General features: G+C 49.5%; 27 protein-coding genes and 2 pseudogenes. 22 read left to right on the forward strand and 7 right to left on the reverse strand.

Annotation, left to right across the window (positions count from 1 at the left end; genetic code table 11):
- Nucleotides 1-284: 284 nt before the first annotated feature.
- Nucleotides 285-524 (reverse strand): hypothetical protein, encoded by a 240-nt coding sequence (locus EKM90_RS11170; protein ID WP_125582672.1) that lies wholly within the window; start codon nucleotides 522-524, stop codon nucleotides 285-287.
- Between the two features lie 32 nt (nucleotides 525-556).
- On the opposite strand from EKM90_RS11170, the pseudogene istA reads away from it, so the two are divergent.
- Both istA and istB read left to right on the forward strand, forming a co-directional pair.
- Nucleotides 557-1777, forward strand: a pseudogene (gene istA, locus EKM90_RS11175) (IS21 family transposase).
- A gap of 7 nt (nucleotides 1778-1784) precedes the next feature.
- Complete coding sequence (gene istB, locus EKM90_RS11180) at nucleotides 1785-2522, forward strand: IS21-like element helper ATPase IstB (RefSeq protein WP_005688200.1); 738 nt, start codon at nucleotides 1785-1787, stop codon at nucleotides 2520-2522.
- A gap of 156 nt (nucleotides 2523-2678) precedes the next feature.
- Here the strand turns inward: istB and EKM90_RS11185 are convergent, their stop codons facing one another.
- Nucleotides 2679-4160 carry a primase C-terminal domain-containing protein gene (locus tag EKM90_RS11185; protein WP_125582674.1) on the reverse strand — a complete coding sequence of 494 codons (1482 nt, stop codon included), beginning with the start codon at nucleotides 4158-4160 and terminating at the stop codon, nucleotides 2679-2681.
- A gap of 544 nt (nucleotides 4161-4704) precedes the next feature.
- On the opposite strand from EKM90_RS11185, the gene EKM90_RS11190 reads away from it, so the two are divergent.
- From EKM90_RS11190 to EKM90_RS13260, 6 genes are all read left to right on the forward strand, one after another.
- Nucleotides 4705-5520, forward strand: coding sequence for a ParA family protein (locus tag EKM90_RS11190; RefSeq protein WP_125582676.1), 816 nt, complete (start codon nucleotides 4705-4707; stop codon nucleotides 5518-5520).
- Nucleotides 5521-5522: 2 nt separating this feature from the next.
- The gene (locus tag EKM90_RS11195; protein WP_125582678.1) at nucleotides 5523-5867 is read left to right on the forward strand and encodes a DUF5388 domain-containing protein; all 345 of its coding nucleotides are present in this window, start codon (nucleotides 5523-5525) and stop codon (nucleotides 5865-5867) included.
- A gap of 108 nt (nucleotides 5868-5975) precedes the next feature.
- Nucleotides 5976-6497 (forward strand): hypothetical protein, encoded by a 522-nt coding sequence (locus tag EKM90_RS11200; protein ID WP_125582680.1) that lies wholly within the window; start codon nucleotides 5976-5978, stop codon nucleotides 6495-6497.
- 110 nt (nucleotides 6498-6607) lie between these two features.
- Nucleotides 6608-6859: a transposase gene (locus EKM90_RS13145; protein ID WP_263852875.1), complete on the forward strand. Its 252-nt coding sequence runs from the start codon at nucleotides 6608-6610 to the stop codon at nucleotides 6857-6859.
- Nucleotides 6860-6912: 53 nt separating this feature from the next.
- Entirely contained in the window at nucleotides 6913-7173 is a 261-nt protein-coding gene (locus tag EKM90_RS13255; protein WP_404819945.1) for an IS3 family transposase, read from the forward strand.
- A 45-nt stretch (nucleotides 7174-7218) separates the two neighbouring features.
- Nucleotides 7219-7542 carry a DDE-type integrase/transposase/recombinase gene (locus EKM90_RS13260; protein WP_125582682.1) on the forward strand — a complete coding sequence of 108 codons (324 nt, stop codon included), beginning with the start codon at nucleotides 7219-7221 and terminating at the stop codon, nucleotides 7540-7542.
- Nucleotides 7543-7736: 194 nt separating this feature from the next.
- On the opposite strand, the gene EKM90_RS11215 is transcribed toward EKM90_RS13260, so the two are convergent.
- Nucleotides 7737-9134 carry an ISLre2-like element ISLca4 family transposase gene (locus EKM90_RS11215; protein WP_125582684.1) on the reverse strand — a complete coding sequence of 466 codons (1398 nt, stop codon included), beginning with the start codon at nucleotides 9132-9134 and terminating at the stop codon, nucleotides 7737-7739.
- A 60-nt stretch (nucleotides 9135-9194) separates the two neighbouring features.
- On the opposite strand from EKM90_RS11215, the gene EKM90_RS13265 reads away from it, so the two are divergent.
- From EKM90_RS13265 to EKM90_RS11240, 5 genes and pseudogenes are all read left to right on the forward strand, one after another.
- Complete coding sequence (locus EKM90_RS13265) at nucleotides 9195-9500, forward strand: integrase core domain-containing protein (protein ID WP_404819946.1); 306 nt, start codon at nucleotides 9195-9197, stop codon at nucleotides 9498-9500.
- A gap of 123 nt (nucleotides 9501-9623) precedes the next feature.
- Nucleotides 9624-10181, forward strand: a pseudogene (locus tag EKM90_RS11225) (IS30 family transposase); the annotation flags it as partial.
- A 120-nt stretch (nucleotides 10182-10301) separates the two neighbouring features.
- Entirely contained in the window at nucleotides 10302-10697 is a 396-nt protein-coding gene (locus EKM90_RS11230) for a DNA-directed RNA polymerase subunit beta (protein WP_125582686.1), read from the forward strand.
- On the forward strand, nucleotides 10694-11983 hold the full coding sequence (locus EKM90_RS11235) for a Y-family DNA polymerase (RefSeq protein WP_225422849.1): 1290 nt from the start codon (nucleotides 10694-10696) through the stop codon (nucleotides 11981-11983). Before EKM90_RS11230 ends, EKM90_RS11235 begins: the two co-directional genes overlap by 4 nt.
- Nucleotides 11984-11993: 10 nt before the next feature.
- On the forward strand, nucleotides 11994-12335 hold the full coding sequence (locus EKM90_RS11240; protein ID WP_125582688.1) for a hypothetical protein: 342 nt from the start codon (nucleotides 11994-11996) through the stop codon (nucleotides 12333-12335).
- A 126-nt stretch (nucleotides 12336-12461) separates the two neighbouring features.
- Here the strand turns inward: EKM90_RS11240 and EKM90_RS11245 are convergent, their stop codons facing one another.
- On the reverse strand, nucleotides 12462-13172 hold the full coding sequence (locus EKM90_RS11245; RefSeq protein ID WP_164507965.1) for a DeoR family transcriptional regulator: 711 nt from the start codon (nucleotides 13170-13172) through the stop codon (nucleotides 12462-12464).
- A 95-nt stretch (nucleotides 13173-13267) separates the two neighbouring features.
- On the opposite strand from EKM90_RS11245, the gene EKM90_RS11250 reads away from it, so the two are divergent.
- Nucleotides 13268-14644: a glycoside hydrolase family 1 protein gene (locus EKM90_RS11250; protein ID WP_125582693.1), complete on the forward strand. Its 1377-nt coding sequence runs from the start codon at nucleotides 13268-13270 to the stop codon at nucleotides 14642-14644.
- Nucleotides 14644-15981, forward strand: a complete 1338-nt coding sequence (locus tag EKM90_RS11255; RefSeq protein ID WP_125582695.1) for a PTS transporter subunit EIIC — start codon at nucleotides 14644-14646, stop codon at nucleotides 15979-15981. The genes EKM90_RS11250 and EKM90_RS11255 overlap by 1 nt, the downstream gene beginning before the upstream one ends.
- 104 nt (nucleotides 15982-16085) lie before the next feature.
- Here the strand turns inward: EKM90_RS11255 and EKM90_RS12925 are convergent, their stop codons facing one another.
- Together EKM90_RS12925 and EKM90_RS11260 are read right to left on the reverse strand one after the other, a co-directional pair.
- Nucleotides 16086-16397, reverse strand: a complete 312-nt coding sequence (locus EKM90_RS12925) for a hypothetical protein (protein ID WP_164507966.1) — start codon at nucleotides 16395-16397, stop codon at nucleotides 16086-16088.
- Between the two features lie 3 nt (nucleotides 16398-16400).
- Nucleotides 16401-16892 carry a hypothetical protein gene (locus EKM90_RS11260; protein ID WP_125582697.1) on the reverse strand — a complete coding sequence of 164 codons (492 nt, stop codon included), beginning with the start codon at nucleotides 16890-16892 and terminating at the stop codon, nucleotides 16401-16403.
- A 123-nt stretch (nucleotides 16893-17015) separates the two neighbouring features.
- On the opposite strand from EKM90_RS11260, the gene EKM90_RS11265 reads away from it, so the two are divergent.
- Nucleotides 17016-17711, forward strand: a complete 696-nt coding sequence (locus tag EKM90_RS11265; protein WP_125582699.1) for a hypothetical protein — start codon at nucleotides 17016-17018, stop codon at nucleotides 17709-17711.
- 176 nt (nucleotides 17712-17887) lie between these two features.
- On the opposite strand, the gene EKM90_RS11270 is transcribed toward EKM90_RS11265, so the two are convergent.
- Nucleotides 17888-18625, reverse strand: coding sequence for a helix-turn-helix domain-containing protein (locus tag EKM90_RS11270; protein WP_125582701.1), 738 nt, complete (start codon nucleotides 18623-18625; stop codon nucleotides 17888-17890).
- Between the two features lie 368 nt (nucleotides 18626-18993).
- Here EKM90_RS11270 and EKM90_RS11275 point away from each other — a divergent pair, with 368 nt between their 5' ends.
- From EKM90_RS11275 to EKM90_RS11300, 6 genes are all read left to right on the forward strand, one after another.
- On the forward strand, nucleotides 18994-19464 hold the full coding sequence (locus tag EKM90_RS11275) for a PTS sugar transporter subunit IIB (RefSeq protein WP_125582703.1): 471 nt from the start codon (nucleotides 18994-18996) through the stop codon (nucleotides 19462-19464).
- A 15-nt stretch (nucleotides 19465-19479) separates the two neighbouring features.
- Nucleotides 19480-20268 carry a PTS mannose/fructose/sorbose/N-acetylgalactosamine transporter subunit IIC gene (locus tag EKM90_RS11280; protein ID WP_125582705.1) on the forward strand — a complete coding sequence of 263 codons (789 nt, stop codon included), beginning with the start codon at nucleotides 19480-19482 and terminating at the stop codon, nucleotides 20266-20268.
- Nucleotides 20255-21118 (forward strand): PTS system mannose/fructose/sorbose family transporter subunit IID, encoded by an 864-nt coding sequence (locus EKM90_RS11285; protein ID WP_125582707.1) that lies wholly within the window; start codon nucleotides 20255-20257, stop codon nucleotides 21116-21118. Before EKM90_RS11280 ends, EKM90_RS11285 begins: the two co-directional genes overlap by 14 nt.
- 49 nt (nucleotides 21119-21167) lie before the next feature.
- A complete protein-coding gene (locus EKM90_RS11290) occupies nucleotides 21168-22142 on the forward strand; it encodes an SIS domain-containing protein (protein WP_225422850.1) in 975 nt (324 codons plus the stop codon).
- A 16-nt stretch (nucleotides 22143-22158) separates the two neighbouring features.
- Complete coding sequence (locus EKM90_RS11295) at nucleotides 22159-23022, forward strand: PfkB family carbohydrate kinase (RefSeq protein WP_164507967.1); 864 nt, start codon at nucleotides 22159-22161, stop codon at nucleotides 23020-23022.
- Between the two features lie 285 nt (nucleotides 23023-23307).
- On the forward strand, nucleotides 23308-24171 hold the full coding sequence (locus tag EKM90_RS11300; protein WP_164507968.1) for a helix-turn-helix transcriptional regulator: 864 nt from the start codon (nucleotides 23308-23310) through the stop codon (nucleotides 24169-24171).
- Nucleotides 24172-24666 lie beyond the last annotated feature (495 nt).

The raw sequence follows: 24666 nt of genomic DNA on the forward strand, positions 1-24666 counted from the left end.
AAGCAGTCCAATCCGCACTGAACCATCGTCCCAGACGTATTCTGAACTATCTTCGCCCATGCGATTACTACCGATGCATGGCGTAACAGCCTAGACCACTATCAAGAATTCGTTATCATCGTTGCACTTGACTTGAAAATTGAGGGAAATAAAAAGGCCACTGCGAAAGCAGCGGCCACGATGGTAATGATCCCAACTAAGAGATAAATGAACTTTTTTTCTGCCCGGTTAGTTGGTCTCATTGTGATTGATGAACTAAAGGCACTCAATGTTTTGCCTCCCTTCTACTGCTGGTTCAGTGGCACTCCGGGTTCCATCTGGGCGTACACATATTCACTCCATTCCGTGATTTTGTTGTCCTTGAAGTTGAGGCGATAGATGATGTCTTGCTTCTGTGGGTTGTTATTACCAGCGCCACTGAGATCAAAGATGACACGTACAGTTACTTGCTGTAAATGGCGGTCATAAAATGTAGGAAAGTGGCAATGCAGAATTGTCGGTTTTCCTACATTTTTTGATACCATGTTTCTCATCGTAACCAAGGAGGTTCAACACGATGAGACATGATATTCGCCAAGGAGTGAAACAATATATGAACGACGATATAAAGCCAAATTATGCCGCCTTAGCTCGCCAGTACAACGTAGATTATCGGACCGCTAAGCGTGCCTTTGAAGAAGCTCGTGATGATTCAATTCTCGGCGTTCACGTTCAGCAGCGTCCTAGTTTGCTTGATGACTACCGTGACGTGATCAACGCTAAGTTAGAACTACACTGCTCAGCCATGTCGATTTTTCTCTTCATCAAGAAGAAAGGCTTTCAGGGCCACTACACTATTGTGCGAGACTACTGCAGCAAAGTTCGCAAGCAACGGATCCAAAAGGCAACTATTCGAGTTGAGCACACGCCAGGCCTTTCCGGCCAGGTAGACTGAAAAGAAGAGATGACCTTGTACAGCAGCGATGGCACACCCTATCGATTCAACATCTTTCTTTATGTGTTACCGTACTCCAAGCTGAAATACATGACGTTGATATTTGAACGTAGCCAAGACACGTTGTTCGAGTGTCTAGAAGACGCGTTTGTGCACACGGGCGGTGTCCCGACGGAGATTTGGTTTGACAACATGAAACAAGTCGTCGATCACACAAAATCTTCGTTTGGACATCCAGTTTTCAATGAACGGTTTCGTCAGTTTAGTCAGGATGCTGGTTATAAGCCAATCGCCTGTCGGCCATTCCGCCCCCAAACAAAGGGAGTTGTCGAGGCACTGGCGCGCACCACTGAACGCTTGCGCGTCTATAATTACGAATTCACGGACGGTGTCGAGCTAATCAACCTCGTTGACGATTTCTGTGAGGAGTTGAACCATGAGGTCTCACAGGCCACCAACGAAGTTCCACTGTACAAGTGGCAAGACGAAGAAAAAGAGTACCTGCATCAGCTACCAGACGGTCTACTTGAGCCCTTCTTCGAAGAAGGCATTCGCCGTGTCGTGTCGAAGGAATCAATGGTGGTCTTTCGCAAATGTAAGTACTCGGTAGATCCACGCTACATCGGTCGCACAGTTGACGTTGAGCTGACCAATGATGAGCGCCGTATCCAAATTAAGTATAACGGAGAAATGATTCGGGCGCACGACATCACCACTCATCAGTTTAATTATAATGAGCATGATCGGATGGAGATCCTTCGTTCTGATTTACTGAAGGGTCGGAGCGACAAGGACATCGAAGCGTACATTACTGAACATCTAAGTCAGTATGACGAAGTGTGAGGCCGCCATGACAAGTAATTTTCAAGCAGTACTGAATAACCTCGATGAGCTTGGCTTGAGTAAGATGAATGCCTATTTGCCAGAATACATTGACCAAATCAATTCGCAGCAACTCTCTTTTACTGAGGCATTGCTTGATCTAACTGAGAGAGAATTGACCTGGCGGGAAAGCCGGCAGATTGGTCGCGTGATTGAACGCGCCAGATTTCCCCAAGAGAAAACGTTAAAGGAATTCGACTTTGCCTTTCAGCCGAGTATCAATCCTCAAGAAATCAAAGGTTTCAAAGACCTCGCGTTTCTAGAGAAACACGAAAACCTGATTTTTATAGGTAGTCCGGGAGTTGGTAAGACTCATCTTGCCATCAGCATCGGTATTGAGGCCTGTAAGCAAAATAAGCGGACATTGTTCGTCAACTGTCATGACCTACTTCTACGGCTCACGACGTCATATCAAAAAGGGACTCTGGACAGGGCCATTCACCAGTTTGCCAGGTATGACTTACTGATCATTGATGAAATCGGCTATCTGCCAATCGATCACGACGAGGCCAATCTCCTGTTCCAAGTGATCAATGCCAGATATGAGCAGCATTCGACTATCATTACGAGCAACAGTGAACTCTCTACCTGGGTAGACATCTTTCAAAATCCCACCGTAACGGCCGCCATTCTCGATCGATTAGTGCACCATGCCCACGTGATTAAGATCACTGGCAAATCCTATCGACTACGAAGTGGTGGGTAAGCGCCAAAAACCTACATTTTTAACCGCCATAATCCTGCATTTTCAAACCGCTATTGACAATCTAATAATAACAACGAACAACATGAAAACCAACCACACAAAGACAATGCTCAAAAGAGACGCAATCAACCTGCAGCGAGAGAAGGAGAACACTGCTTAACTAGATATATGTATTGGCGAATGAGACCATTTAATATGGCGCATAGCTCCATCAAAAATCCCAATAATCTGTAAGGTCATCTGAACCGACTCAGCTTGCGGCGAAGGTTGCTCTGGCTCACGCTGCACAGTCCCCTTCTCGCTCTGTACGTACTTTGCAATCATCCGCGCCGTTGCCAAATAAACGCCGCCATTGCGCCCCCGCACCCGGCGAATGCTCATCTGCGCTCGCTTAGCCAACGCGTTCAAGAGCCGCACTAAGGACTGCCGGCTGATGCCGAGCGCTTGCTGCAGCTGCAAATAAGTAAACCGCGCATGCCCAAGCACGCGGTCAGTCGACCGTTCAGCAAGCCGCAGCAGATCCTGGGCCCACTCCTGTTGATGGGAATACTGCCGCTGGGCACGTGGCTTACGAAAATGCGACCACGCCTGTGCCCCGCTCTTAATCACGGTGCCAGGCACATAGCGCTCGCACAATTCCCGCACATAGCTCATGTTCGCACCTTGATACCGTCCAGAATAGGCTGACCGCACGATGGCTCGCACTTCACTGTCGCGCAGCGGCTGCCGCTGAAAACTTGACCACTGATCAGCATAGTCGAATGCTTCCGCTTCAGATACGCCAGAAGCGTACTGGGCCAGGCATAGCGTCAAAAGCGTATTGTTGCGCCCGTAACCGCTCCCCTGCGCGCATGGCACCTGGGCCTGAGTCAGTGCCTCAAACCATTGTGTATGTACCTGATCACTCACTAGCTTCGTTGGCTTAGTCTGCTGTTGCCCCTCAACGGACATCGACCAGGCCTGCAGCACAGCAAACGCTGGCCGGGCATCCTCATCGACTTCGACCAGGTTGTCACTCAATGGTAGCCGAAAGAAGCCAAAATCATTGGCTCCGGTATCAGTATAAGGATTCTGGGCCGCCACTGCTGCGCGAATCGCCTGTGAGACGTGTTTTGCCGATGCCAGTGCCGGGTAGCGACCATCTCCACTGCGACGGATCCAAACCGGCGCCGCCATCACGTAGTACGCCTGATAACCATGTGGGGTCGACAAAATGTAGGTCGGCTCAAACAACACCGCGCCATGCCGAATGGTAAAGCAGCTGCTATCAAAATCAGCGTAATCAGGCTTTTCACCGGCGGGATAATCAACATCAACGACAAATGTGGTAATTGCCTTGAGATTCTTTTCCACGTGCCCACGAATGGTGCCAAACTTCGCCCCTCGCCGCTCGTAAGTACCATAGCGAAAAACATTAGGCGTCCAGTGTGAAGCGCCATCGGCATCCAGTACGGCCTCCTGCGAGGTCATCACGACCCCTTGCGCCGCTCGCAGCAAGTCCTTACTCCAGCACACAAAAACCGCCCCGCTTTTGCGGGCCATACCATCTGCCACCAACGCTGAACGCTTGTAGCGTCGGGTAGATAAGGTTTCGCCTAGAATTGTCTTGATTGCATCGGCTGCATCTGTCTTGCGCATCCTACTCGCTCCCGTTGTTGAGATACAACAAAGGCCCAGTACCGCTTTTGCGTATACTGGGCCCTTGGGCGAAGAGTGTACGCAAAAAACAGAAAACACCGCGCACCCTTGCCATCGATCCCGAACGGGGTTAAAATGACAATAACTTGATAACTATATTTGTGGGCGCTACCGATTGCCGTCGGTGGTGTTTTTTTGTGTCTTCATTCACATATTAGTATCTGGGAATCGGCGCTATAACGCAATAGTCTAGGGATTCCTGTATTATCGAATACATGTATTCTCGGTGACGCAGAATACAATACTACAAGTATTAATGTATTCTGGAATACTTTAATACAAAACTGAATACGCACCGAGACCGTCAAATAGGGATTCTGATTTCCAACAATATCTTTCACTGATGTCCTCAGATAATGTATTATTGTATTACAGAATACATGTATTACAGAATACAGTTTGAACTCAAGCGCCCAAGTAACAGCGGCCATGGTATAATCTCCTTGGATGTATTACAGAATACAAAAACGGAGGTAATAACCAAATGACTGCTACCGTCTTATCCTTTGCGAACTTCAAGGGCGGCGTCGGCAAGACATCAACCACAGCACTCGTGGCTTGGAGCCTCGCCAAAGCCGGGCACAAAGTCTGCATGATTGACTTCGACCCGCAAGCCAACCTGACTGCGCTGATGATCAAAACCTACGCGAGCCTGCACAATGACATGCCGGCAACCATCAAAACTTCACTGATGACTGCCATCACCGAGGACAAGCCGCTCAAAGACATCATGATTTCCATCAGCGACAACCTCGACTTGGTGCCGAACGCCGTCGACTTTTCCATCTATGGTAACTTTCTTACATCAAAGTATCCAACGGAAAAAGAGCAGGTGACCTCGTTCCGGCCCTACGTTGACTCGCTGCGCGACGCTTACGACTTCATCTTCATCGACGTGCCGCCAACCCTGCAGCCAACCAACGACACCGCGTTTTACGCCTGCGATCAGCTGATTGTTGTGCTGCAAACCCAAGAACGCGCGTTAACTGGGGCTGAACAGTTCGTGAAGTACATGCAATCCTTCATGATTGACCGCTACAACGCGCCACTTGATATTCTCGGCATCTTGCCAGTCCTAACCGAACGTCGGGCGCCAGTCGACGAAGCCGTGCTACAGGCCGCCATTGACGAATTTGGCACCGAGAACATCTTCGAACACCACATCCTCATTCAGTCGCGCATCAAACGCTACGACATGACGGGCATCACCGACAACCCGAAGGACATGTGGGACAAGAAGGCGCACAACGCCTACAAAGCTGTCGCCGAGGAAATGATTCAGCGTCTGGAGGCGAATTAGTCATGGGAATGCTTGAAAAAAAGCCGGCTCAAAAGAACGGCAAATCACTCTTGCGCCACACGCCAGGCGGGGTCGAGGTCGAAAACCAGGTCGACCGCGAAGCTATCATCCAAAGCGTCAAGGAAACGGCAGCCCCGAAAAAGAAGCCAGCCGAAAAAACGACCTCCATTCGCATCTCGGTAACGACTCGCAACGCCCTGAATTCGCTGGTGACACTCGGTGAAGCTGACACGGTGAACACACTTCTGGACCAGCTCATCACCCAAAAACTGGAATCACTGCGCCCAGATCAGCAACGCACCTACGACATCATCAATGGCGTCGCGACCAAGCGCGACAAGGCTTAGCAACCACCCTCCGTAATTGTATTATTGTATTAAAGTATTCCGGTATTATTGTACTCTGTAATACACAAGCCACAGAGTATACACCGCTACCACCCAAGGAGGAGACAGATGGCATCACCGGTAAAATCGATTGGTTCACTGGCGCAGCTGTTAGCTCGGTTGCAAGGCAAGGACCTGGCAACCTGGCTATTGGCAGATTTGCCGCCAGCTAGCCAAGCCATCATTGCGTATGACCGCATGTTCGCCATCAACGACCTGACGCCTGACGCTTTCAGGGTGACAGATTTCGCCAATCTAACCAAGGATCAGGATGGTCTCAATCATTATGTTTGGATTGAGACCGGGCAAGCCAACGAGGTGATTGTGGTCGGCCGCACCAAGTTTAATCCAACCGAGCCTGACTATGGCGACCTGTTTCAAGACTATGCCGTCGACCTAGGCAAATCTGCGGATGCCATCGCGCAGGTTGTCTTTGGCGATAACTACCAGGCCAAGGTGACAGCGCCGCTGACTGAACTTGCAAAACAGATTAATCAGTATGTTAAAGGCGCGGTCATTATCCCACTCAATGCACCAACACCAGCGCTGGCTATTACGAAACAACTGCAAATCTGGTCGCCAATTGCTTAGACCTGAGCCCGGAGTTCCGGGCAGCATATTGGATGTAAGCTGATTCCTGAGACAACTTTTAAGAGAGGGTATAATGAATAAATCGTCTCTCAAAAGGAAGGAATTTTTACATGCCAACTCGTTACGACAAAGAATTCAAACAAAACATTATCAACCTATATAAGCAAGGCGAATCAGCTGTCCAACTGGCCAGAGAATATGGCATTGGCTATTCAACAGTTCATAAGTGGATCCAGGGCCAGGCCAAAACTCAATCCGGTAAATCGCCAGACGAAATCAAAGCGATGGAAAAGCGACTGGCTTCGCTGTCTGAGGAGAACGAAATCCTAAAAAAAGCCATGGGCTTCCTTGCGCAGAAGTAACCAATATCTTTGATTACATTCACCAAGAAAGCCATCACCACCAGGTAACCAAGATGTGCCGAATCCTCGGTGTTTCCAGAGCTCAGTATTATCGTTATCGATCCCCCAAACCTTCAAAACGCCGGGCCGAAGATGCGGACTTGAAACAACGGATTCTGCGGATCTTTGCGGAATTTAAGCAGCGATACGGTGTTATGAAGATCCACCATGAATTGAATCTGGAACTTCAACCACTGCAGCTTCGGTGCAGTCCACGACGTATCTCCCGGCTCATGAAGGAACTGGATATCCACTCCGTTACCGTCAATAAGTAGAAAGCGGCTTCGGCTTCCAAAACCAGGGTTGAACAGCGTCCCAACTTGCTTAAGCAGGATTTCTCGACCACTGGTTTAAATCAAAAATGGACCGCTGATATGACCTATATTCAAACGAAGCGTAATGGCTGGTGTTACTTATCAACCATCATGGACTTGCACTCACGACGGATTATCGGCTATTCGTTCTCAAAAAAGATGGATACTGATTTAGTCTTAAAGACCCTTGAAAGCGCGGTTAAAAATCGAACCATTACTGGGGATCTGATTATCCATACGGATTTAGGATCACAGTATACCAGCGATAATTACAATCAACGTTTAACTGAACTACATATGTATGTGTCAAGTCTTTCTCGGTTCCACTAATTGAACTATTCTTTTTTGCTCGACTGCCGGCCAGGACGACCCCCACAGGAATTGGCGTGGAACGGGGTGGGCACGACTTTGAGCCTCGCTTTGCGAGTCTCAAAGCTCGGCCTCTGTGTAGGCGACAAATCGCCAACACAGACGTCACCCCTGACGCCATTCCTGCTCCGGTCATCCTGGCCTACTGAGTGGGTTCAGTTGAAGATGTGTGCTAGGTGACCAGTGCCCGAACTAGTACTTGCGTACAGCGCTATACGTCCCTGATAAGCACCCTGGTGCGTTGTGGGCGCTGGCCCAAACAGCTGAAGGCTCCGAAGCGTGGTCTTCACTTCTGGCTTGATTTGCGTTTCCAGAAACGCCGTAGCTTCCAGACTGCTGAGGTAATCATCGTTCTGCAGCGCGTCAATGATCCTCAACTCTGCGATCAGACCACTTCTTGTCCATGAACGGCCCTGCAGCTTGGTCCGATACGTATACCGTCTATGGTTAGACTCACAGCTTCCAAGTCCACACCGATCCAATTGTCGATTCGAAAGTGCCTCGATGTAAGGCCAATTTCGGTCAAGATAGCGCCGAAGCTTGGTGAGATTATCGAGCCATTCACTGCGCATTGAGTCCCCTGAATCGGTGTCTTGAACCATGCTTTCCGCGGTATCCAAGACTATCTCTGTTCTGGCCTTGTTGCCAGTCCAAACTGACTTGCGGAGTAGGTCTTGCAGATCACGTGGCATCATGCTGAACCGCTCCTTGAGCTTGCGATTCAGGTGGTAGCCGTCTAGCACGTGCGCCCACCTAGCGGCGCCCGGGACCAACTCCTTGAACGCCTTAGGACTATAACCAGACCCATTATCACTGCCGGTCAGGACGCAGGTCTCGCGCAAATCGTAGTGCTGGTCGATGTATGACCTGGCTTCATCAAAGACCTTCTCGTGCGACAGCCCGGTGATGCTATGCCGGTTGATCAACTGGTGCCGCTTGCCTGACTGCATCACGCCTTCACTGATTTGGACGCGATGAACCATTACCTGAGTGCCATGCTTCAGCTTCACCTCAAAGGCATCGCCTTCGATGAACAGTTGCGGTACTGCTCGCCGGTCTACCTCCACCGTGACGTACTTGGCCTCGGCTTCACGTACCGTGTCTAGCTCTTGTCCAGCCTCGCGCACTAAGTTATCCACGGTCATCGCTGACATCGAGAATGGCGTTAGAAGATCAACGGCCTTCGCGGTTGTCCGCATCACAGTCAACGAGGCTAGTTCGGCGACCTTAGCCATGATCATTGGTGTGAAGCGGCGACCCGTAGCTAAGCCAACCTTTTCGTCAAACGGGTGAAAGAGCCGGCCACTGTCATCTTTCACCAAGCGCCGCTTAAACACGACATCACCGAACATGGCAGTGATGTGCCGCTGATCCTTGTGAATGATTCTGTAATCCTTATGACCAAGGCACAAATCATCATCAAGTTGCTCACAAGCCTGAGCTACGCCGGCACAGACCAACTGGCTGAGCTCGGTCATCATTTGACTTTCAGCACTGATAATGGAGTCATTGGACTTTAAAGCTTCAAGGACAATTGCTACAATTGAGGACATGGAAGATCGCTTCTCTCTGATTTTGTGTGGTAGCTCAATTAGAGGACAAGCGGTCTTCTTTTGTCAATTTATCCTTCTGACTCGGACCTAACCGAGAGAAACTTTACACCTAGACTACATATCCGCCACTCATACAGCCGTAAGGGTTGTCCGTGTGATAATGCGCCAATGGAATCCTTTCACGCTTCCCTCAAAAAGGAATGTGTTTATCCAGTGCCGGTCTTTGAAGATTATGAAACTGCCGCTGCCGTCCTTTTTGAATATGTGCATGCTTTCTACAATAGGAAGAGAATTCATAGTTCACTGGGCTACCAGACCCCCTTACAAGTTGAAATTGCAACACTTACGAGCCAAATGGCCGCCTGATTTAATGCTTTCCAGGGTTCAAATAAGTTATTAATCGCGATTAATGATTTATTTGAGCTGTGGAAGGTAAACGCGGTTCTGAATGTCTCTTAAAATCTGTCTCAAATATTGACTTCAATCCACAAAATCAAAGGCACCATAAATGAACGCCGGGGGCGCTTCAATGACGTGCCATCAATTCACGACCGACCCCGGTCGGCAGAAAATCGCAGCTGGTTTGGTCACTGGGAAGGCGATACAGTACGCGGTAAAACAGGACACTCTGCATTAGTAACATTAGTTGACCGTAAATCACGCTATCTGCTTTCGAAGCGAACGGCCAACGCAAAAGCTGACACTGTTAGAGACGTCGTGATTGAGCTGCTTGGTGCCTTACCAGCTAACCGAGTAAGAACAGTGACTCCTGACCGTGGAAGGGAGTTTGCCCGGTACAGGGAGCTGGCAGAACGTCTGAATACAAAGGTCTTCTTTCCTGACCCACACGCGCCTCAACAACGAGGAACTAACGAAAACACCAACGGACTGATTAGAGAATACTTTCCCAAGAACACAGACCTAGACCTTCAGAGCGACCAGGAAATTGAGACTTACATTGAACAACTGAATAATCGACCACGCAAGGTCTTAGGCTGGAAGACGCCATCAGAAGTCTTCATGGGTAAAAAGTTGCACTTGAGTTGACAATTCGTCCTCCCAAATCCTTGTTAAATCAACATATAGATTGCATACCCAAGATTTCCCCCTTGCCAAGTCCAAACATACGTTCGTATAATAAAGGCAATAATCAGAAGGGAAGGGTGCATGATGGATTGCTACATCGTCAATGACGTACCGCGCGAGCGCTGGCTCTACGCCGACCGCACAATGAAAAAATGGATGGGCTGGCTCTTGTCCGATCACTCGGACTTCTTAAGCGCGAACGCCAAAACCGGCCAACCAATCCCGGCGCTACCAGAAATGACCGCCGACGAAATCGAGGCGCACATGCAGCATGCCTGGACCAATTCACGCCCGGTAGCTGTGCAGCTAGCGGCCCTAGATGATCAGCGACAGCCACTAATCGAAGGCGCCGTGGTGGGCTTTGACGGCGGCCAGGTGACGCTCATGGCCAAGGAAACCGGCGTCCTGACGACACTCCAGACGGCCGATATGTGGCACGTGGCGGAACCCGAGCCGAAGCACTGGTGGTCCGCATGACCCCACTCGATGACCCAACGCGCCTGCCATCTCGCGACCTCATGTGCATCGACTGCAAATCTTTCTACGCCTCAGTCGAAGCCATCCGCCGTGGCGAGTACCCACTGGCCGCCAAAAACGCCGTCCTGTCGCGTGCAGAATCGCGGGGTGGGCTAATCTTGGCGGCGTCACCGCTCACCAAGGCGAACTACGGCGTCAAGCTTGGCACGCGCTATTTTGAAATCCGCCCTGATATGGATATTCAAATCTGCAGCCCGCACATGCAGCTGTATATCGAGATTAACTACAAAATCAACGCCATTTACCGCCAATTCGCCGCTGACGAAGATTGGTACGTCTACTCGATTGATGAGTCCTTCATCGACGTCACGCGCTCTCACAGCCTGTTTGGCGGCAATCACGCCATCGCCACCGCCATCCAAGATAAAGTCTTCGCGGCGACTGGCATCATCACCACCGTGGGTATCGGCCAAAATCCACTCCTGGCGAAACTCGCGCTTGATAACGAAGCCAAGGTCGCGCCGCCGTGGCAGGCCAGCTGGGGCTACGCGGACGTGCCGAACAAACTCTGGAAAATCGACCAGCTGACGGATTTTTGGTCCATTGGTAGCAAAACCGCCGAGAAACTGATGCGCATGGGCATCTACACCCTGCGCGACCTGGCGCACACGCCGCTGTCCAAGCTGGAACACGTTTTTGGCGTGCTCGGCGACGCCTTGTATTATCACGCCTGGGGCATCGATTACAGCGTCATCTCGCGCCGCTATACGCCGCACACCACCACTCACGGCTTCGGCAACAGCCAGGTCCTGATGCGCGATTACACCACGCTACGGGACTGCGAGACGGTCCTAAGTGAAATCGCCGGGCAAGTTGCGACTCGCCTGCGCAAGGCCGGTGTGGTGGCAGCAGTGGTCGCAATCGGGGTCGGTTTTTCTGAGCCGAATACGGAAGGCAAAACCCACTGGGGCGCCCAGGTGCAGATTGAGCCCACTGACCGCACTAACGCCATCAGCCGCGCCGTGCGCTACTTGTTCGAGCAACACTGGGCCGGCGAGCCGCTGCGCCACGTCGCCGTGCGCGTGTCAAAAGTCTCAAAACCCGAAACTGCTCAGCTCTCGATTTTTGAAACCGCTGAGCAGGACGAGGCCAAGGACCAACTAGCGCTCACCCTCGACAAAATCCGCGCTAAACTTGGCTACACCGCTATTTTCCCAGCTTCTTCCAAGCTTGACGGCGGCACCGCCATCGCGCGCTCCGGCCTCGTCGGCGGACACGCCAAGTAGGAGGCGCGCCATGATCAGACAATCTAAACAGCTCATCGCCAAATTTGACGAGAAGTTTCTGCGTAAATATGGGTGGCGGTATCACATCCTCATCGTCGATAATCACTTTCTCGATGAGTACCTGTTCTTCCTGCAGAGCTATAAGCACGGCACTAAGCTGCACTACTCGGATGACTTACTGGAGATGCCGCACAATCCGGCGCTGTATGGGCAGGTGCTGAAGGACCTCAAGGCGCATACCAATTTGTCGATTGAGTACCGCGACACGCACCATCTAGTTCATCCAGGAACCGATATCACTTTTGATGCTTCACATGGCCATGCGTTCTCAACCAGCTACCACCCAGACTAAGCACTACCCACTCACATACCGAAACGCTCAACTACCTTGACGCATGGCCATAAAACGCCCGCCAATCGTTAGTCAAAAGACTAATGCTTGGCGGGCGCTTTTAAATGGGTCTCGATACGACGCGTTCTAGGATATAACCTGCACTCGGCCCAGCCGTTCGCGCTTCACAATCATCGAAGTCGCCTCGTAATCCTCAGCATTATCGGCCAGGAAAACGATGGTCTTCTGAGCATTTTCGAGCATCGTGCGCGCTATAACCGACTCGTACAACGTATTGGTCGTTAATAAACGCTTGGAGAAGCCAGTGGCGTATATCAGTGCCAAATCGGCATCGAAGTGTTTAATTGATTGAACGGCTGTGTTGCCATAAAAACTCAGCCAGTCATCAAATCGATTCAGCTGCCCGCCCGTAAGCACAGGAATCTGATTCAGATGGTCCGCCCCTTCCTGCGGCAAGACCAGCTGATTCGTCATGACGTGAAAACCCCGATCAGCCAGCTCATGCGTCAACGCCTCCGTTAACGGGCTGGTACTAACTAAAACTCGACCACTACCGCCAGCAGCCTGCTTTAGCGTGTTCTCTAGCACTTCCATTCTTTGCTGGCTAATCTGGCTACTAGGCATGGCATCACCAATCCAAACCACATCGCCATAGTCGTGTAGTACCAAGCCCTTCTTGATAAACATGTGCAAGTCCCGGTTGACAGTCATCAATGAAACGTCAAACTCACTCGCCATCTCATTGGTTGTGGTATGAACATGTTGCTTCAAAAAAGCTAGCTCACGCTGCCGGCGATCAATCACGTCGCTTTCTGTTGTTCTCATTAAGTTCTCCAATCCGAATTAATCATATGTAGTCACTTATGTTTGACTTTGTAAAAAATGGCAACTTCCCTCGTATACTGAAAGCGCAATCAAGTCAGGAGGATAACATGTTAAATCAACCATTTTTCTGGGGTGCTTCATTATCGGCCCATCAGACCGAAGGCGCCATCGACATCGATGGCAAACAGCCTTCGGTTCAAGATACCCGGCCGCGCAATGACCATTCCATTGCAGACTTCAGCATCGCCGTCGATCATTATCATCACTTTGACGAAGACTTTCAGATGCTCGCTAAGATGAACGCCAACGCACTGCGCATCTCGTTTGCTTGGACCCGCATCATGAACCAAGACGGCTCCGTCAATCAGCGAGGTCTCAACCACTATGATAAAGTGATTAACGCGATGCTGGCGCTTGATATTACACCCATCGTCACAACCTATCACTTCGATTTGCCAGATACGCTTCAGCAAGCAGGCGGCTGGCATAATCCGGCCACGATTGAGGCTTATCGCCAGTACACGCGCGTTCTCTTTGAACACTTTGGCGACCGGGTTAAGTACTGGCTGACGATCAATGAACCCAATATCATGTTATTAGCCGATACGAAGATACTGGGCTTTCACGACACCAACGAAGGTCGCTATAAGTCTTATTATAATATGATGATTGCCGAAAAGTACGCCTTTCAACAATGTCACGAACTCGTTCCAGAAGGCAAAATTGGTCCCGTCCCAAATATCTCGTATGTCTATCCTTTAAGTTCTAAGCCAGAAGACGTGCGCGCCGCCTTAGACTTTAACGCCATTCGCAATTGGGCGTACCTGGATTTCTCTGTAAGATGCCAATTAAACCCAGTATTTAAGGCACATCTCGCACAATTAGGTATCGACCTAAACATCCTGCCAGAACACGAGTCCCTCGTAGCGGAAAATCGTCCAGACTTCATCGGATTCAACTACTACACAACCGCCACGGTTAGCTTCCCTCAGGCCGGCGAGGCACGTTCTGCCGGGGTATCTGATCAACAATCGGAAGACGTCTATGAGCCTAACTTTTACAAAGGCATCACCAATCCTTATCTGAAAAAGAATGCCTTTAACTGGACCGTTGACCCCCTGGGACTTCAGACCTCACTTGAGCAAACCAATGATCGTTACGGTCTCCCGATTATCATCACGGAAAATGGCCTCGGTGCCTACGACGAACTGACTGATGATAACAAGATTCACGATCAATACCGCATTGAGTACCTTCAGCAGCACCTAGCCGCTGTCGATGCTGCTAAAGCTAACGGGGTCGAAGTTCAAGGCTACTTACCTTGGTCTTCCATCGACCTGATTAGCGTGCACGAAGGCATTCGCAAGCGGTATGGCTTTATCTACGTTGATCGTACTGACGATGACCCGAAGGAAATGAAACGCTATCCCAAAGACAGCTATTATTGGTTCCAACGCGTCATTAAAGAGAGGAGTAATCGATAATGAACAAATTCTTTGGCTTTCTTGAAAAGCGGCTCCTACCCCCGCTTAACAAAGTCGCAAACACAAAAGTAGTTCGGGGAATTATGAACGCCAGTCTGGCTGCAGTTCCATTCACCATCGTGGCCTCAATTTTCTTAATTCTCAACAATCTGCCGACCATCTTCCCGTTTGCGGCAACTTTTTTTCAAAACACGCTTCTTCGTTTCTCGGCCTTCTATTCAATCGGTAACACGATGGCACTCGGCACGATTGCCGTCTACTACTCATTAGCGATTGGCTATTATTACATCGAAGAATATCGTAAAGCTGGCGAAGAAAAGCTGAACGCCTTCACTGGTTCCATCTTGTCCCTCTTTGCATTCCTCATGACTATTCCATCAATCATCTGGAAAAATGGGGCCGCAGTCGGGGTCTCAACTAAAGTCGTCGAAAACACTGGCTCGGTCAACGGCTTAGCCCTCGCTAACGGCTGGATTACACGTTTCGGTGGTGTTGGGATCTTTATCTCCATCATCATGGGTATCTTGGCTGTTCAGGTCTATCGCTTTTGTGTTAATCGCGATCTCACCATCAAAATGCCCGAGGGTGTTCCAGCTGGGGTCAGTCGCTCTTTTGCTTCCCTGATTCCGTTGGTTCTGGTTGCGTTTATCGTGATTATTATCGTCTCAATCCTTGGCTTCTTGGGCACCGATATCCACGCCCTGTTGTCTGCTCCATTTGGCTTCGTTAAGTACTTGACCGGATCTTGGCTCGGCATGGTGATTATCCTACTGCTGATCCACCTCCTATGGATTGTTGGCGTTCACGGCACCGCAATTATCAAGAACTCTTTCATTAACCCCATCTTGCTAGTGGCCCTGACCGAAAACATCAACGGCTCCCACAACATCTTCGCCGGCGACTTCATCAACATGTGGGTCTTCCTTGGGGGCGCTGGTGGCACCTTAGGCCTGGCTCTCTTGATGAACTTCGCTGCCAAATCCAAACAGCTTAAAATTCTTGGCCACACCGCTATCATTCCGGCCATCTTTAACATCAATGAGCCTATCATCTTTGGCGCCCCAATCGTATACAACCCGTATTTGATCATTCCGTTCTTAGTCAACCCAATCGTATCGGCCAGCTTAGCCTACTTCGCCATCAAAATTGGCATTGTTGGTGTCGTCAACACGGCGATTGCTTGGGTTCTACCTGTCGGCGTCGGCGCTTGGCTTGGTACCGGCGGCAACATTCCAGCCGTCATCCTTGCCTTCATTAACCTCGCAATCTCTATTGCCATCTATTATCCCTTCTTCCGCATGTACGACCAAAAACTGCTTGCTGAAGAAAAGAATTAAGCTGGTGCTAGCGCTACAAATAAGCTAGTCACCCCGTAAAAAAGAGCGTCAGCTATCACCGCAGAATTGCGGAGAAGCTGACGCTCTCTTTCGGCTATGCCGATTCAATCAGTCGGTCGGTCAATATCCGAATCGAAATGGGCGCTTGCATTCGCTTTAACCAGGGGGAGCGATCGAAACCAATGTGTATCGGTCCATGCTTGCGCACCGGCACCTTGTGTCAACACCTCAATCTTTTGGCCGGCAACGGTCTGAGTATTAACGTAGTAAAAGGTACCATCACCGGCGCTCTGATACCAACCGCGAATGTTAACCATATCCTTGATGCCCTGCCAACTAGGCGACACACTCACGGCCATCCAGACCTTTTGCCTAGCCTCACCAGTCGCACTGATGGTGTCGGGCTCATCAAACATATGCTAATCAGCGGCAGGCCGCTTGGCACCATTATATCCGTATGAGACCTGGATACCATCCATGCCCCAACTGATTAACCGGTTATATCGAAATTCCAGTTGCGCGTATTCTTGGGTATCGGAATCGACGCGAAACCGGTTACCCATCATCCCATCTGGAAATTCGACTTTCGTAAACCCGGTGTCATCCAGCCCGGAGTCTTCGATAAACGCCTTCGACTGCGCCCGGTTCCGCCCCGTCTGAGTGACGCCAACGAATCTGGTCTCACCACTGGCAGCGCTGCTTGCCGTCCTACTACTAGTCTTGGCTTTCGTTTTAGCAGACTTCACCTCGGCCGTATCAGGTGCGCTAGTCTTGCTGGTGGTCTGACTGGGCACCACGAAGGCCAACACAACGCCCGCACCAGCAGCGGCGACCAATCCGAGAACACTAAAAAGAACACGCTTGATTGGTGTACCATGCTGCATCCGGTTCTGTTTTCTACTCTGTCTCATTGTGACTCCTCCTTGCCCTGCCTAATTATCCTGCATTCTAGTGGCCCATAACACCCTAAAACTCAAAATATTTAATAACAGAACTTGCAGTATAATTAAGTTGTTATCTTGGAGGGAAAAACAATGAAAAATCGCCGGCAACGGAGCTACTCCTATATCTGGTTAGGCCTCGGTATGATTCTGGTTGCGGTCATCGCCTTCTTTTTGGTGCGCAGCTTTATCCCCACCACCCAACCTCAGACCAGCAAGAACGCGACCAGCACGTCACAAAAATCGAGCACCTCAAGCAAATCGCAAAGTAGCACCGCCAAATCGAGTGCTGCTGCCGGCGTGACCGATGAAACAACGGAATTCTCTAGCTATTCGAAGCTTAGCGGCAACTATATCGAGGATGTTGCAGGTGTCACGCTCGATTTTAAGCGCGGTGATGGGCAGTTTACCGCTGCTGGCGAGTCCGACATCAACTTCAAAATGCTGGCGATTCACCAGCACGATGATGGCAGCATTGTCTTAGACGTTAAAACAGAAAGTAACTATCCAAACACGACCGAGACCCAACAGTATCGCTATGTCGCCTTTTTAATCGTGCCAGCAAATGTCATCCTCACCAAGAATTTTCAAACTGGCAAAAACATCGTCGATATCACCGAAACCCGTTCGAATCGCCTGAGCATGGGCTTCTCCTTGGATGGTAAGAACTATGACCTGAGTCATGCTTACGCAGTTTTTACAGCGGACCGTACCGATGACAGCGGTGACGTGCAAGACGTCATCTACAACAATCTTCCCGCCGATCAAGCAAAAGTATTCGGCGGCTGAGTCATATTTTCAAGACGTGAAGCAGAATTTCTACGCACTTCGGCGCCTATCCTTCGCCCATAGTTCGAACAAAGAGTGCCCTACTTAGACAAATTTAGCTGTCTAAATAGGGCACTATTTGATGTATTTGCAGAAGTCCGGCCTGCAACCTGATTGTTCTTGCTTGTGGTATGTAGTCAAATATTTCTCATGATCTTCAATACTTCTGGGATTCGTTCCATCAGTTCTTTATTAGCGGCTTCCACATCCGCCGACTTATTATTGTGCACTGGCGCCTGTACACTACCAGGATTGTACTTTTCTTCTGGCTCATCTCTAAGCTGAGCACGGAGCTCCTTATCAATTCGATACACCGTTGTTCTCGAGATGTTCAGCTCACGGGCAATCTGAGCCTTGGATATTTTATTTTCTTTGAGCATGTAACTGGCCCGTTCGTACACATAGCGCTTATGCCGATCCCTTGAGTCTGGCCCATACTCGATGTGTTTGCCAGTATAGACACCGCGCTTCTTGGCACTCTCAATTCCAGCTCGTTGCCGCCTCTTCTTGATTGAGGCGCGTCCCTCCAGAACTAGCTGCAAGCTCTGATCAACCGCTCGCGTTAAATCATAAAGCCTGGAAAAATCGCTAGCCTCCAGAAAAACTGGCATATCCATAATCAATAATGCCGCGCCTCTTCGGACAATCTGATCAAGTGTACTTTCCATCTCGTCAAGTTTAGAGGAGATTTGCTTCATACTCGCCACGACAATCACGTCTTGACCACTCAGTTCCAGGATCAGGTTAGCCATGACCGGACGCAACTTCGACGCACTCGCTTCGACCCAAATTTTGTCGGGGGAGAATTTTAGCAACTCGTTTTTTGCATTCTCAACTGCTGAATCGCTATTTGTGTGAACATATCCGTATCTCATAGTCTAAACTGTACACCCTTAAAAGACGTACATTCCTTTATTTTTTAAATTTATTTTTGAAGCAATTCTAGTTCAATGACTAAGTTTCCCATCCACTGCGAGAATACCGCTATTTGGCTAATAAATGCAACCATAACAGTAACAATCTACATTATTTTGGGTCAATTTATGACAAATATCGCCGTACCATAAAGTGTCTTCTAAGGGTTAAGTAAATTCTTAATATGGTCATTTCCGTGTTGACACCCCTATTTCTCGCTGATACGCTCGACTTGAAATTAATTGTAACCGCTTACCTGATCTCTAATAAAGCCATTACACTGATAAGCACGTTAATTTCAAAATTTAAATAGTTAGGAGGTGTTTCTATGCTCGCTATGCTGCGTGTTGATCATCGGCTCATCCACGGTCAGGTTGCGCTAAGTTGGACGGCATCACTGAATGCCGACGCAATTCTTATTCCTGACGATGCCGTCGTTAATGATCCAATCCAAAAGACAACGCTGAAGATGGCGGCGCCGACCGGTGTCAAAGTCGTCATCAAAAACCTTGATGACTCGGTCGAGGCCATCAACTCAGGAAAGACAGATAAATATCATCTGTTCATTGTCGCCAAGACGGTCCAAGCTGCCGCCGAACTCGCTTCACGCTGCAAGATTATTACCGAGGTTAATCTCGGGGGCGTTGCTCAAAAACCGGGCAGTACCCAGCTGACCAAATCGGTCTACTTAACGACCGAAGAGAAACAGTATGTCAATCAAATGATTGATCAAGGCATTTCAGTTTTTACTCAGCAGGTACCGACAGACACTAAGTCGATACTGACAAGTCACGTCTAAAAGGAGGAACCACATATGGGTATCGGTTTACAAGCCTTCTTACTCGGATTGCTCACCTTCTTAGTTCCTTTAGACTGGTGGACCGGGACAAGCAACATCTCTCGCCCGATTGTGACATCAGTCTTCGTAGGTCTAATTTTCGGTGACATCAGAGCAGGCATTATTATTGGCGGCGTCCTTGAATTGGCCTTCGTTGGGGCCATTACGATTGGTGCCGCGAGGCCACCTGACATTATTTCCGGCGGGATTCTTGGCGCCGCTTTTGCTCTCATGACTGGTAAAGGTGCCGGTTTCGCATTAACCCTGGCGTTTCCAATCGCAGCGCTCTTCCTCATTGTTGACAACGTGTTAACGCTGTTGGTTATCCCAATCTTTGCAAAAAAGGCTGACGGGTACGCTCAAAAAGCAGATCTGAAGGGCGTCTCAAGAATGCACATTCTGTCTTTCGTGACAGTTAAGCTTCTGCCTCGCGCATTGTTCGTTTCCCTAGCCTTCTACTTTGGCAGCCCAATTATGAAGACCATCTTGAATGCGATTCCTCAATTCGTACAAGACGGTATCAACATCGCTGCCGGCATTATGCCAGCACTTGGGTTTGCTATCTTGCTCCAGATGCTCTTGAAGAAAAATGTATTGGTTTACCTCGTTATTGGCTTCGTTCTCTACAGTTACTTACACGTCCCAATCATGGGCATTGCCATTATCGGTACGGTGATTGCCGTCATCCTGGCTGCCTATGACACCAAGATTGAAGCCATGAGCAAAGCCATCACGGATGGAGGTGCGAATGATGACGACTTCTGATATCGAGAAAGCCACTCCAAAGCCAACCAATGAAGAGCATGAAACTGTCACCCACAAGGACCTAATGCAGATCTTCTGGCGTTCATTCACACTTGAAGCCTCTTGGAACTTTGAGCGGCAGCAGCATATGGGCTATGCATTTGCCATGGCACCACTGCTCAACAAGTTATACAAGCACGACAAGAAAAAGAAGACCGAAGCCGCAGAGCGTAGTCTTGAATTCTTCAACTCTTCACCGCCACTGACCCCGTTTATCATGGGGATTGCTGCCTCGATGGAAGAAAAGAATGCCAACACCGATGACGACTTTGACACTCACGGGATTACGGCGATTAAGACCGCTTTAATGGGGCCTCTAGCCGGTATCGGTGACTCTCTCTTCTGGGGCACCCTCTTAGTTATCGCGATTGGGATTGGTACGTCCTTTGCCGCTCAAGGCAATATCATGGGACCAATTCTCTTCCTGCTGATCTTCAACATTCCGAACTTCTTGCTCAGATATCTTGGTGTCACCAAAGGGTATCAGATTGGTGCTAAGCTTCTCGGTAACATCCAGAATTCCGGCATCATGGCGACGCTGATGCACGCTGCAACAGTTGTCGGCCTGGTTGTTATCGGCGGTATGAGCGGCAGCATGGTTAGCGTTAAGGTTGCTGGCCAAGTCGGACAAGGTAAGGCCATCACAACCATTCAGTCCATGCTTGATAGCATCTTACCGAACATGCTATCTCTGGCCGTGGTATTCCTGATCTATTGGTTACTTAAAAAGGGCGTGAAGACGTCGTATCTTCTTCTCGGCATCTTTATCTTTGGCATTATTGCCGCGTTCTTTGGAATTTTAAAGGTTTAATTTCTTTTGAGAAAGGTTGATTTAAATGCTTAATTTCGACGCAGATGATATGAGAAAAAAAGGGAGCCTGATCTATAGCATTCGGCCCCAGGTTGAAGAAATCGCACGTAAGGCTTTTGACAACGGCATCGATAACATCTTTCTGATTGCTTCTGGTGGCTCTGTTGCTATTATGCAATCCTTTGATGTCTATCTTTCAACGATGTCAAAGATTCCGGTCTACTCCATGACCGCCGCAGACTACATCGCCTGTGGGCACAAGCAGCTTAACCAGCACTCCCTGGTGATTACCTATTCCAAGTCTGGCACCACCATGGAAACTGTGGCAGCCGCTAAACTACTTAAGGATGAGGGTATTCCTCTCATCGCCATCGTCAGTCACGACAATACCCCACTCGGCGATTTGGCCACTTACACCATCAATTACCTCGACGGTCGTCCTCAGGAAATGCCGCTCTACTTCCTGATTTTCTCTATCATGCATCTTAACGGTGAGTTCGATGACTATGAGGAATTCGCTGATCAACTCAAAAATCTGCCAGATGCGCTCGTTGATGCAAGCATTCAAGTTGACGAAAAAGCGCGCAAATATGCCGAAGACTACAAGGAAGACCCCTATCAAATCTGGATCGGCAGCGGCAATATGTGGGGCATTACCTACTCATACGCGATGTGTGTTTTGGAAGAATCACAGTGGCTACGGACCAAATCCGTCACCTCTCCAGAGTTCTTCCACGGCACTCTTGAACTGTTGGATAAGGATGTCTGCGTCACCCTTTTGAAGACAGAAGGCCCGACCCGCGCCCTGGACGAACGCGTTGAACGGTTCGCCCAAAAGTATACCGATAAGTTCAACGTCTTCGATACCAAAGACTTTGAGCTCAAAGGTATCAGCGATAAGTATCGCCAGTATGTAGCAGCGCCGGTTATGTGGGCGGCATTGCGGCGGGTAAGCAAACACTATGAGGCCATCCGTAACCATTCCCTCGATCTTCGCCGCTATTACCGGAAGGTTGAATACTAAACCAGAGGTGAGCTTCATGAACCAATACGTTGTGGGTTACGGTGATAATGTCGTCGACTATTATCGCAACCAAAACATCAAATACCCTGGCGGCAACGCGGTGAACTTCAGTGTAAATGCACTTAAAAACAACGTCACCTCCTACTATGTCGGTAGCATCGCAAATGACAACGACGGCGATTTACTCTACAACTCCCTTAATGCTGTCGGTGTTGGTCTAGAACATGTGGAGCGCTTTGATAGCACTCTGCCAACTGAAAACACGAAAGTCGATATTGTCGACGGTGACCGTGTCTTCGTAAGTGCAACTCGGGGTGATCGTCGAACGCCCAAACTAACCAGTAGCCTAATCTCCTTTCTCTCAAATGCCCGGCTTGTGCATAGCAGCTGCCATTCCAACGTTGAAGAGTATCTCCCACTCCTTGCCCAGAATGGCACTCGTATCTCTTACGACTTCGATAGTGGTCCCAAGTACCATACCGATGACTATCTGAAGCAGATATGTCCTAGTCTCTATATTGCCCAATTCTCAGTATCCGATCAGCCAGACACTGAGGTTCAGCGATTAATCGACCGGTGTGCAACCTCAGGCGTTTCCTATGCATTGTTTACTCGTGGTAGTGAAGCACCTTTCTTTATCGACCTATCTAGCAAGCAGCGCTTTGACGGCTTCAATCGTCTCGTCAAGAATCCCTTAGATACCATGGGTGCAGGCGATTCCTACTTTGCCGCATTTGCTTCAACCTTTGTCACGACAGATAGCTCTCTTACTCTTGAAACTCGAGTAACTGAAAGCTTTAACCGGGCAGCCGAGAGCTCCTCCAGAACCATCATGGAAGCCGGTTCCTACGGGTTCGGCATTCCAATCAACAACCAATAATTGCCTGTATTCTCCCTTTCATCGGTACCTCATCATGCATATGGTGAGGTACTTTTTTGCCTTAGCCTCACCATCGCGGAAAACATCAAAAATCTCCGGTAGCGCGGAGATGCCACGGGCACGTGTTCTCGACTAGCTACCATCCAGATGGCTAGTCTAAACACCTCTCTAAAAAAAGAGGTGTTTTTTTGTGCCAAGGACGACACTCAGCTTAAACGTGGACACTATATGACCATCTATTAAGCTAAAATTGAGTCATCACTTATGATTCATGGAGGTAGCGCCATGCCTAATCAAGAAACCACCACACCCAAAACGCCCAGCCAGGAACGCACCTTAACCATCTTCCTGCGCCTCTTCGCCGGCCAAACACTCAGCAAGCAAGCCTTAACCGACGAATTCCAAATCAGTCCGAAAGCCATTCAGCGTGACCTGATGCACATCAAAGCCGCCATCGCCGACACCAATCTCGCCAAGGAACTGACCATTCCGGATCAACCCAAAGGTACATATGTGCTCCATCAGACCCATCCAACCAAGCTCAACGACAAACAAATCATGGCCATGTGCCAGGTCTTGCTGGCCAGCCGCAGCCTATCCAAGCCTGAGATGACTGACCTAATCGCCCAACTCACAGACATGGCCCGCGATGCCAAACGCGTTGAAGCTATGATTAAGAGTGACCTCGTTGCCTATCACGGCGTGCCTCGCACCGCGGATACCCTCGACAAAATCGCCACCATCACCGAGGCCATTCAGAAACGAAAAATGCTGCAGTTCACTTACGCCAGAGATCTGCAGCGCGAAACCCTGGTTCGTCAGCCCACCGCCATCTTCTTCTCTGACCTGTACTTTTGGATGGTAACAGACAACGAGCGCACCTACGATGACCTCGATGTGGCGAAGCTCAACAAGTTCCGCCTCTCTCTGATGGAAAACATCAAAGACGTTGGCTCAGCCGAAAATCCATCGCGCGACAAGCATTTTGAAGCCGGCGAGTTTCGCAAGCAAACCATGCTACCGTTCTTCGGCAATCCCATCACCTTGGTTTTCGACTACTACTCCGATCCGCAGTACGTCACCGACCGCTACCCCAACACCAAGGTCAGCGCCAGCAACGGTATCCAGCCGGCCTTTGGGCTGAGCTAAACGTACCCAAGGACTACGAAAAACCTGGTTTTTCGGTCACCGTCACGGTCTACAAACGCACGGCTTTCGAACCCGAAACTAAGGTGTTCAATCAAAGTATTCATGTCGCCGTCATGGACTACAACCTGCCAGACCCGAGTGAGTATGTGATTAGCACGGACTTTTGGCAACACTCTTCAAGCGTTGCGCGTCAATTCAGCGTGCCGCTTTGGAGGGGTCTGTACTAGAATTTCGGACAGAAACATAAGAGAATTGATTTATCCGAAAGGAGTCCTCAAAATGACCTATTCACGCAATCGCTACGACCAAGATTTTAAGAAAAATGCGGTACGTTTGAGTTTTAACTCTTCCTCAATTTTCAAGTCAAGTGCAACGATGATAACGAATTCTTGATAGTGGTCTAGGCTGTTACGCCATGCATCGGTAGTAATCGCATGGGCGAAGATAGTTCAGAATACGTCTGGGACGATGGTTCAGTGCGGATTGGACTGCTTG

This window comes from Lacticaseibacillus suibinensis (genome assembly GCF_003946175.1).
Taxonomy (GTDB): Bacteria; Bacillota; Bacilli; order Lactobacillales; family Lactobacillaceae; genus Lacticaseibacillus; species Lacticaseibacillus suibinensis.

What these genes read in the sequence shown, in the direction of transcription:
- EKM90_RS11260 (WP_125582697.1), bottom strand. Translation starts at nt 16,892, where the DNA reads ATGAGACAGAGTAGAAAACAGAACCGGATGCAGCATGGTACACCAATC.
- EKM90_RS11280 (WP_125582705.1), top strand. Translation starts at nt 19,480, where the DNA reads ATGGGTATCGGTTTACAAGCCTTCTTACTCGGATTGCTCACCTTCTTA.
- EKM90_RS11215 (WP_125582684.1), bottom strand. Translation starts at nt 9,134, where the DNA reads ATGTCCTCAATTGTAGCAATTGTCCTTGAAGCTTTAAAGTCCAATGAC.
- EKM90_RS11265 (WP_125582699.1), top strand. Translation starts at nt 17,016, where the DNA reads ATGAAAAATCGCCGGCAACGGAGCTACTCCTATATCTGGTTAGGCCTC.
- EKM90_RS11295 (WP_164507967.1), top strand. Translation starts at nt 22,159, where the DNA reads ATGAACCAATACGTTGTGGGTTACGGTGATAATGTCGTCGACTATTAT.
- EKM90_RS11230 (WP_125582686.1), top strand. Translation starts at nt 10,302, where the DNA reads ATGATGGATTGCTACATCGTCAATGACGTACCGCGCGAGCGCTGGCTC.
- EKM90_RS11240 (WP_125582688.1), top strand. Translation starts at nt 11,994, where the DNA reads ATGATCAGACAATCTAAACAGCTCATCGCCAAATTTGACGAGAAGTTT.
- EKM90_RS11255 (WP_125582695.1), top strand. Translation starts at nt 14,644, where the DNA reads ATGAACAAATTCTTTGGCTTTCTTGAAAAGCGGCTCCTACCCCCGCTT.
- EKM90_RS11285 (WP_125582707.1), top strand. Translation starts at nt 20,255, where the DNA reads ATGACGACTTCTGATATCGAGAAAGCCACTCCAAAGCCAACCAATGAA.
- EKM90_RS13255 (WP_404819945.1), top strand. Translation starts at nt 6,913, where the DNA reads ATGTGCCGAATCCTCGGTGTTTCCAGAGCTCAGTATTATCGTTATCGA.
- EKM90_RS11250 (WP_125582693.1), top strand. Translation starts at nt 13,268, where the DNA reads ATGTTAAATCAACCATTTTTCTGGGGTGCTTCATTATCGGCCCATCAG.
- EKM90_RS11195 (WP_125582678.1), top strand. Translation starts at nt 5,523, where the DNA reads ATGGGAATGCTTGAAAAAAAGCCGGCTCAAAAGAACGGCAAATCACTC.
- istB (WP_005688200.1), top strand. Translation starts at nt 1,785, where the DNA reads ATGACAAGTAATTTTCAAGCAGTACTGAATAACCTCGATGAGCTTGGC.
- EKM90_RS11190 (WP_125582676.1), top strand. Translation starts at nt 4,705, where the DNA reads ATGACTGCTACCGTCTTATCCTTTGCGAACTTCAAGGGCGGCGTCGGC.
- EKM90_RS13145 (WP_263852875.1), top strand. Translation starts at nt 6,608, where the DNA reads ATGCCAACTCGTTACGACAAAGAATTCAAACAAAACATTATCAACCTA.
- EKM90_RS11275 (WP_125582703.1), top strand. Translation starts at nt 18,994, where the DNA reads ATGCTCGCTATGCTGCGTGTTGATCATCGGCTCATCCACGGTCAGGTT.
- EKM90_RS11300 (WP_164507968.1), top strand. Translation starts at nt 23,308, where the DNA reads ATGCCTAATCAAGAAACCACCACACCCAAAACGCCCAGCCAGGAACGC.
- EKM90_RS11185 (WP_125582674.1), bottom strand. Translation starts at nt 4,160, where the DNA reads ATGCGCAAGACAGATGCAGCCGATGCAATCAAGACAATTCTAGGCGAA.
- EKM90_RS11290 (WP_225422850.1), top strand. Translation starts at nt 21,168, where the DNA reads ATGAGAAAAAAAGGGAGCCTGATCTATAGCATTCGGCCCCAGGTTGAA.
- EKM90_RS11235 (WP_225422849.1), top strand. Translation starts at nt 10,694, where the DNA reads ATGACCCCACTCGATGACCCAACGCGCCTGCCATCTCGCGACCTCATG.
- EKM90_RS11200 (WP_125582680.1), top strand. Translation starts at nt 5,976, where the DNA reads ATGGCATCACCGGTAAAATCGATTGGTTCACTGGCGCAGCTGTTAGCT.
- EKM90_RS11170 (WP_125582672.1), bottom strand. Translation starts at nt 524, where the DNA reads ATGGTATCAAAAAATGTAGGAAAACCGACAATTCTGCATTGCCACTTT.
- EKM90_RS11270 (WP_125582701.1), bottom strand. Translation starts at nt 18,625, where the DNA reads ATGAGATACGGATATGTTCACACAAATAGCGATTCAGCAGTTGAGAAT.
- EKM90_RS12925 (WP_164507966.1), bottom strand. Translation starts at nt 16,397, where the DNA reads ATGTTTGATGAGCCCGACACCATCAGTGCGACTGGTGAGGCTAGGCAA.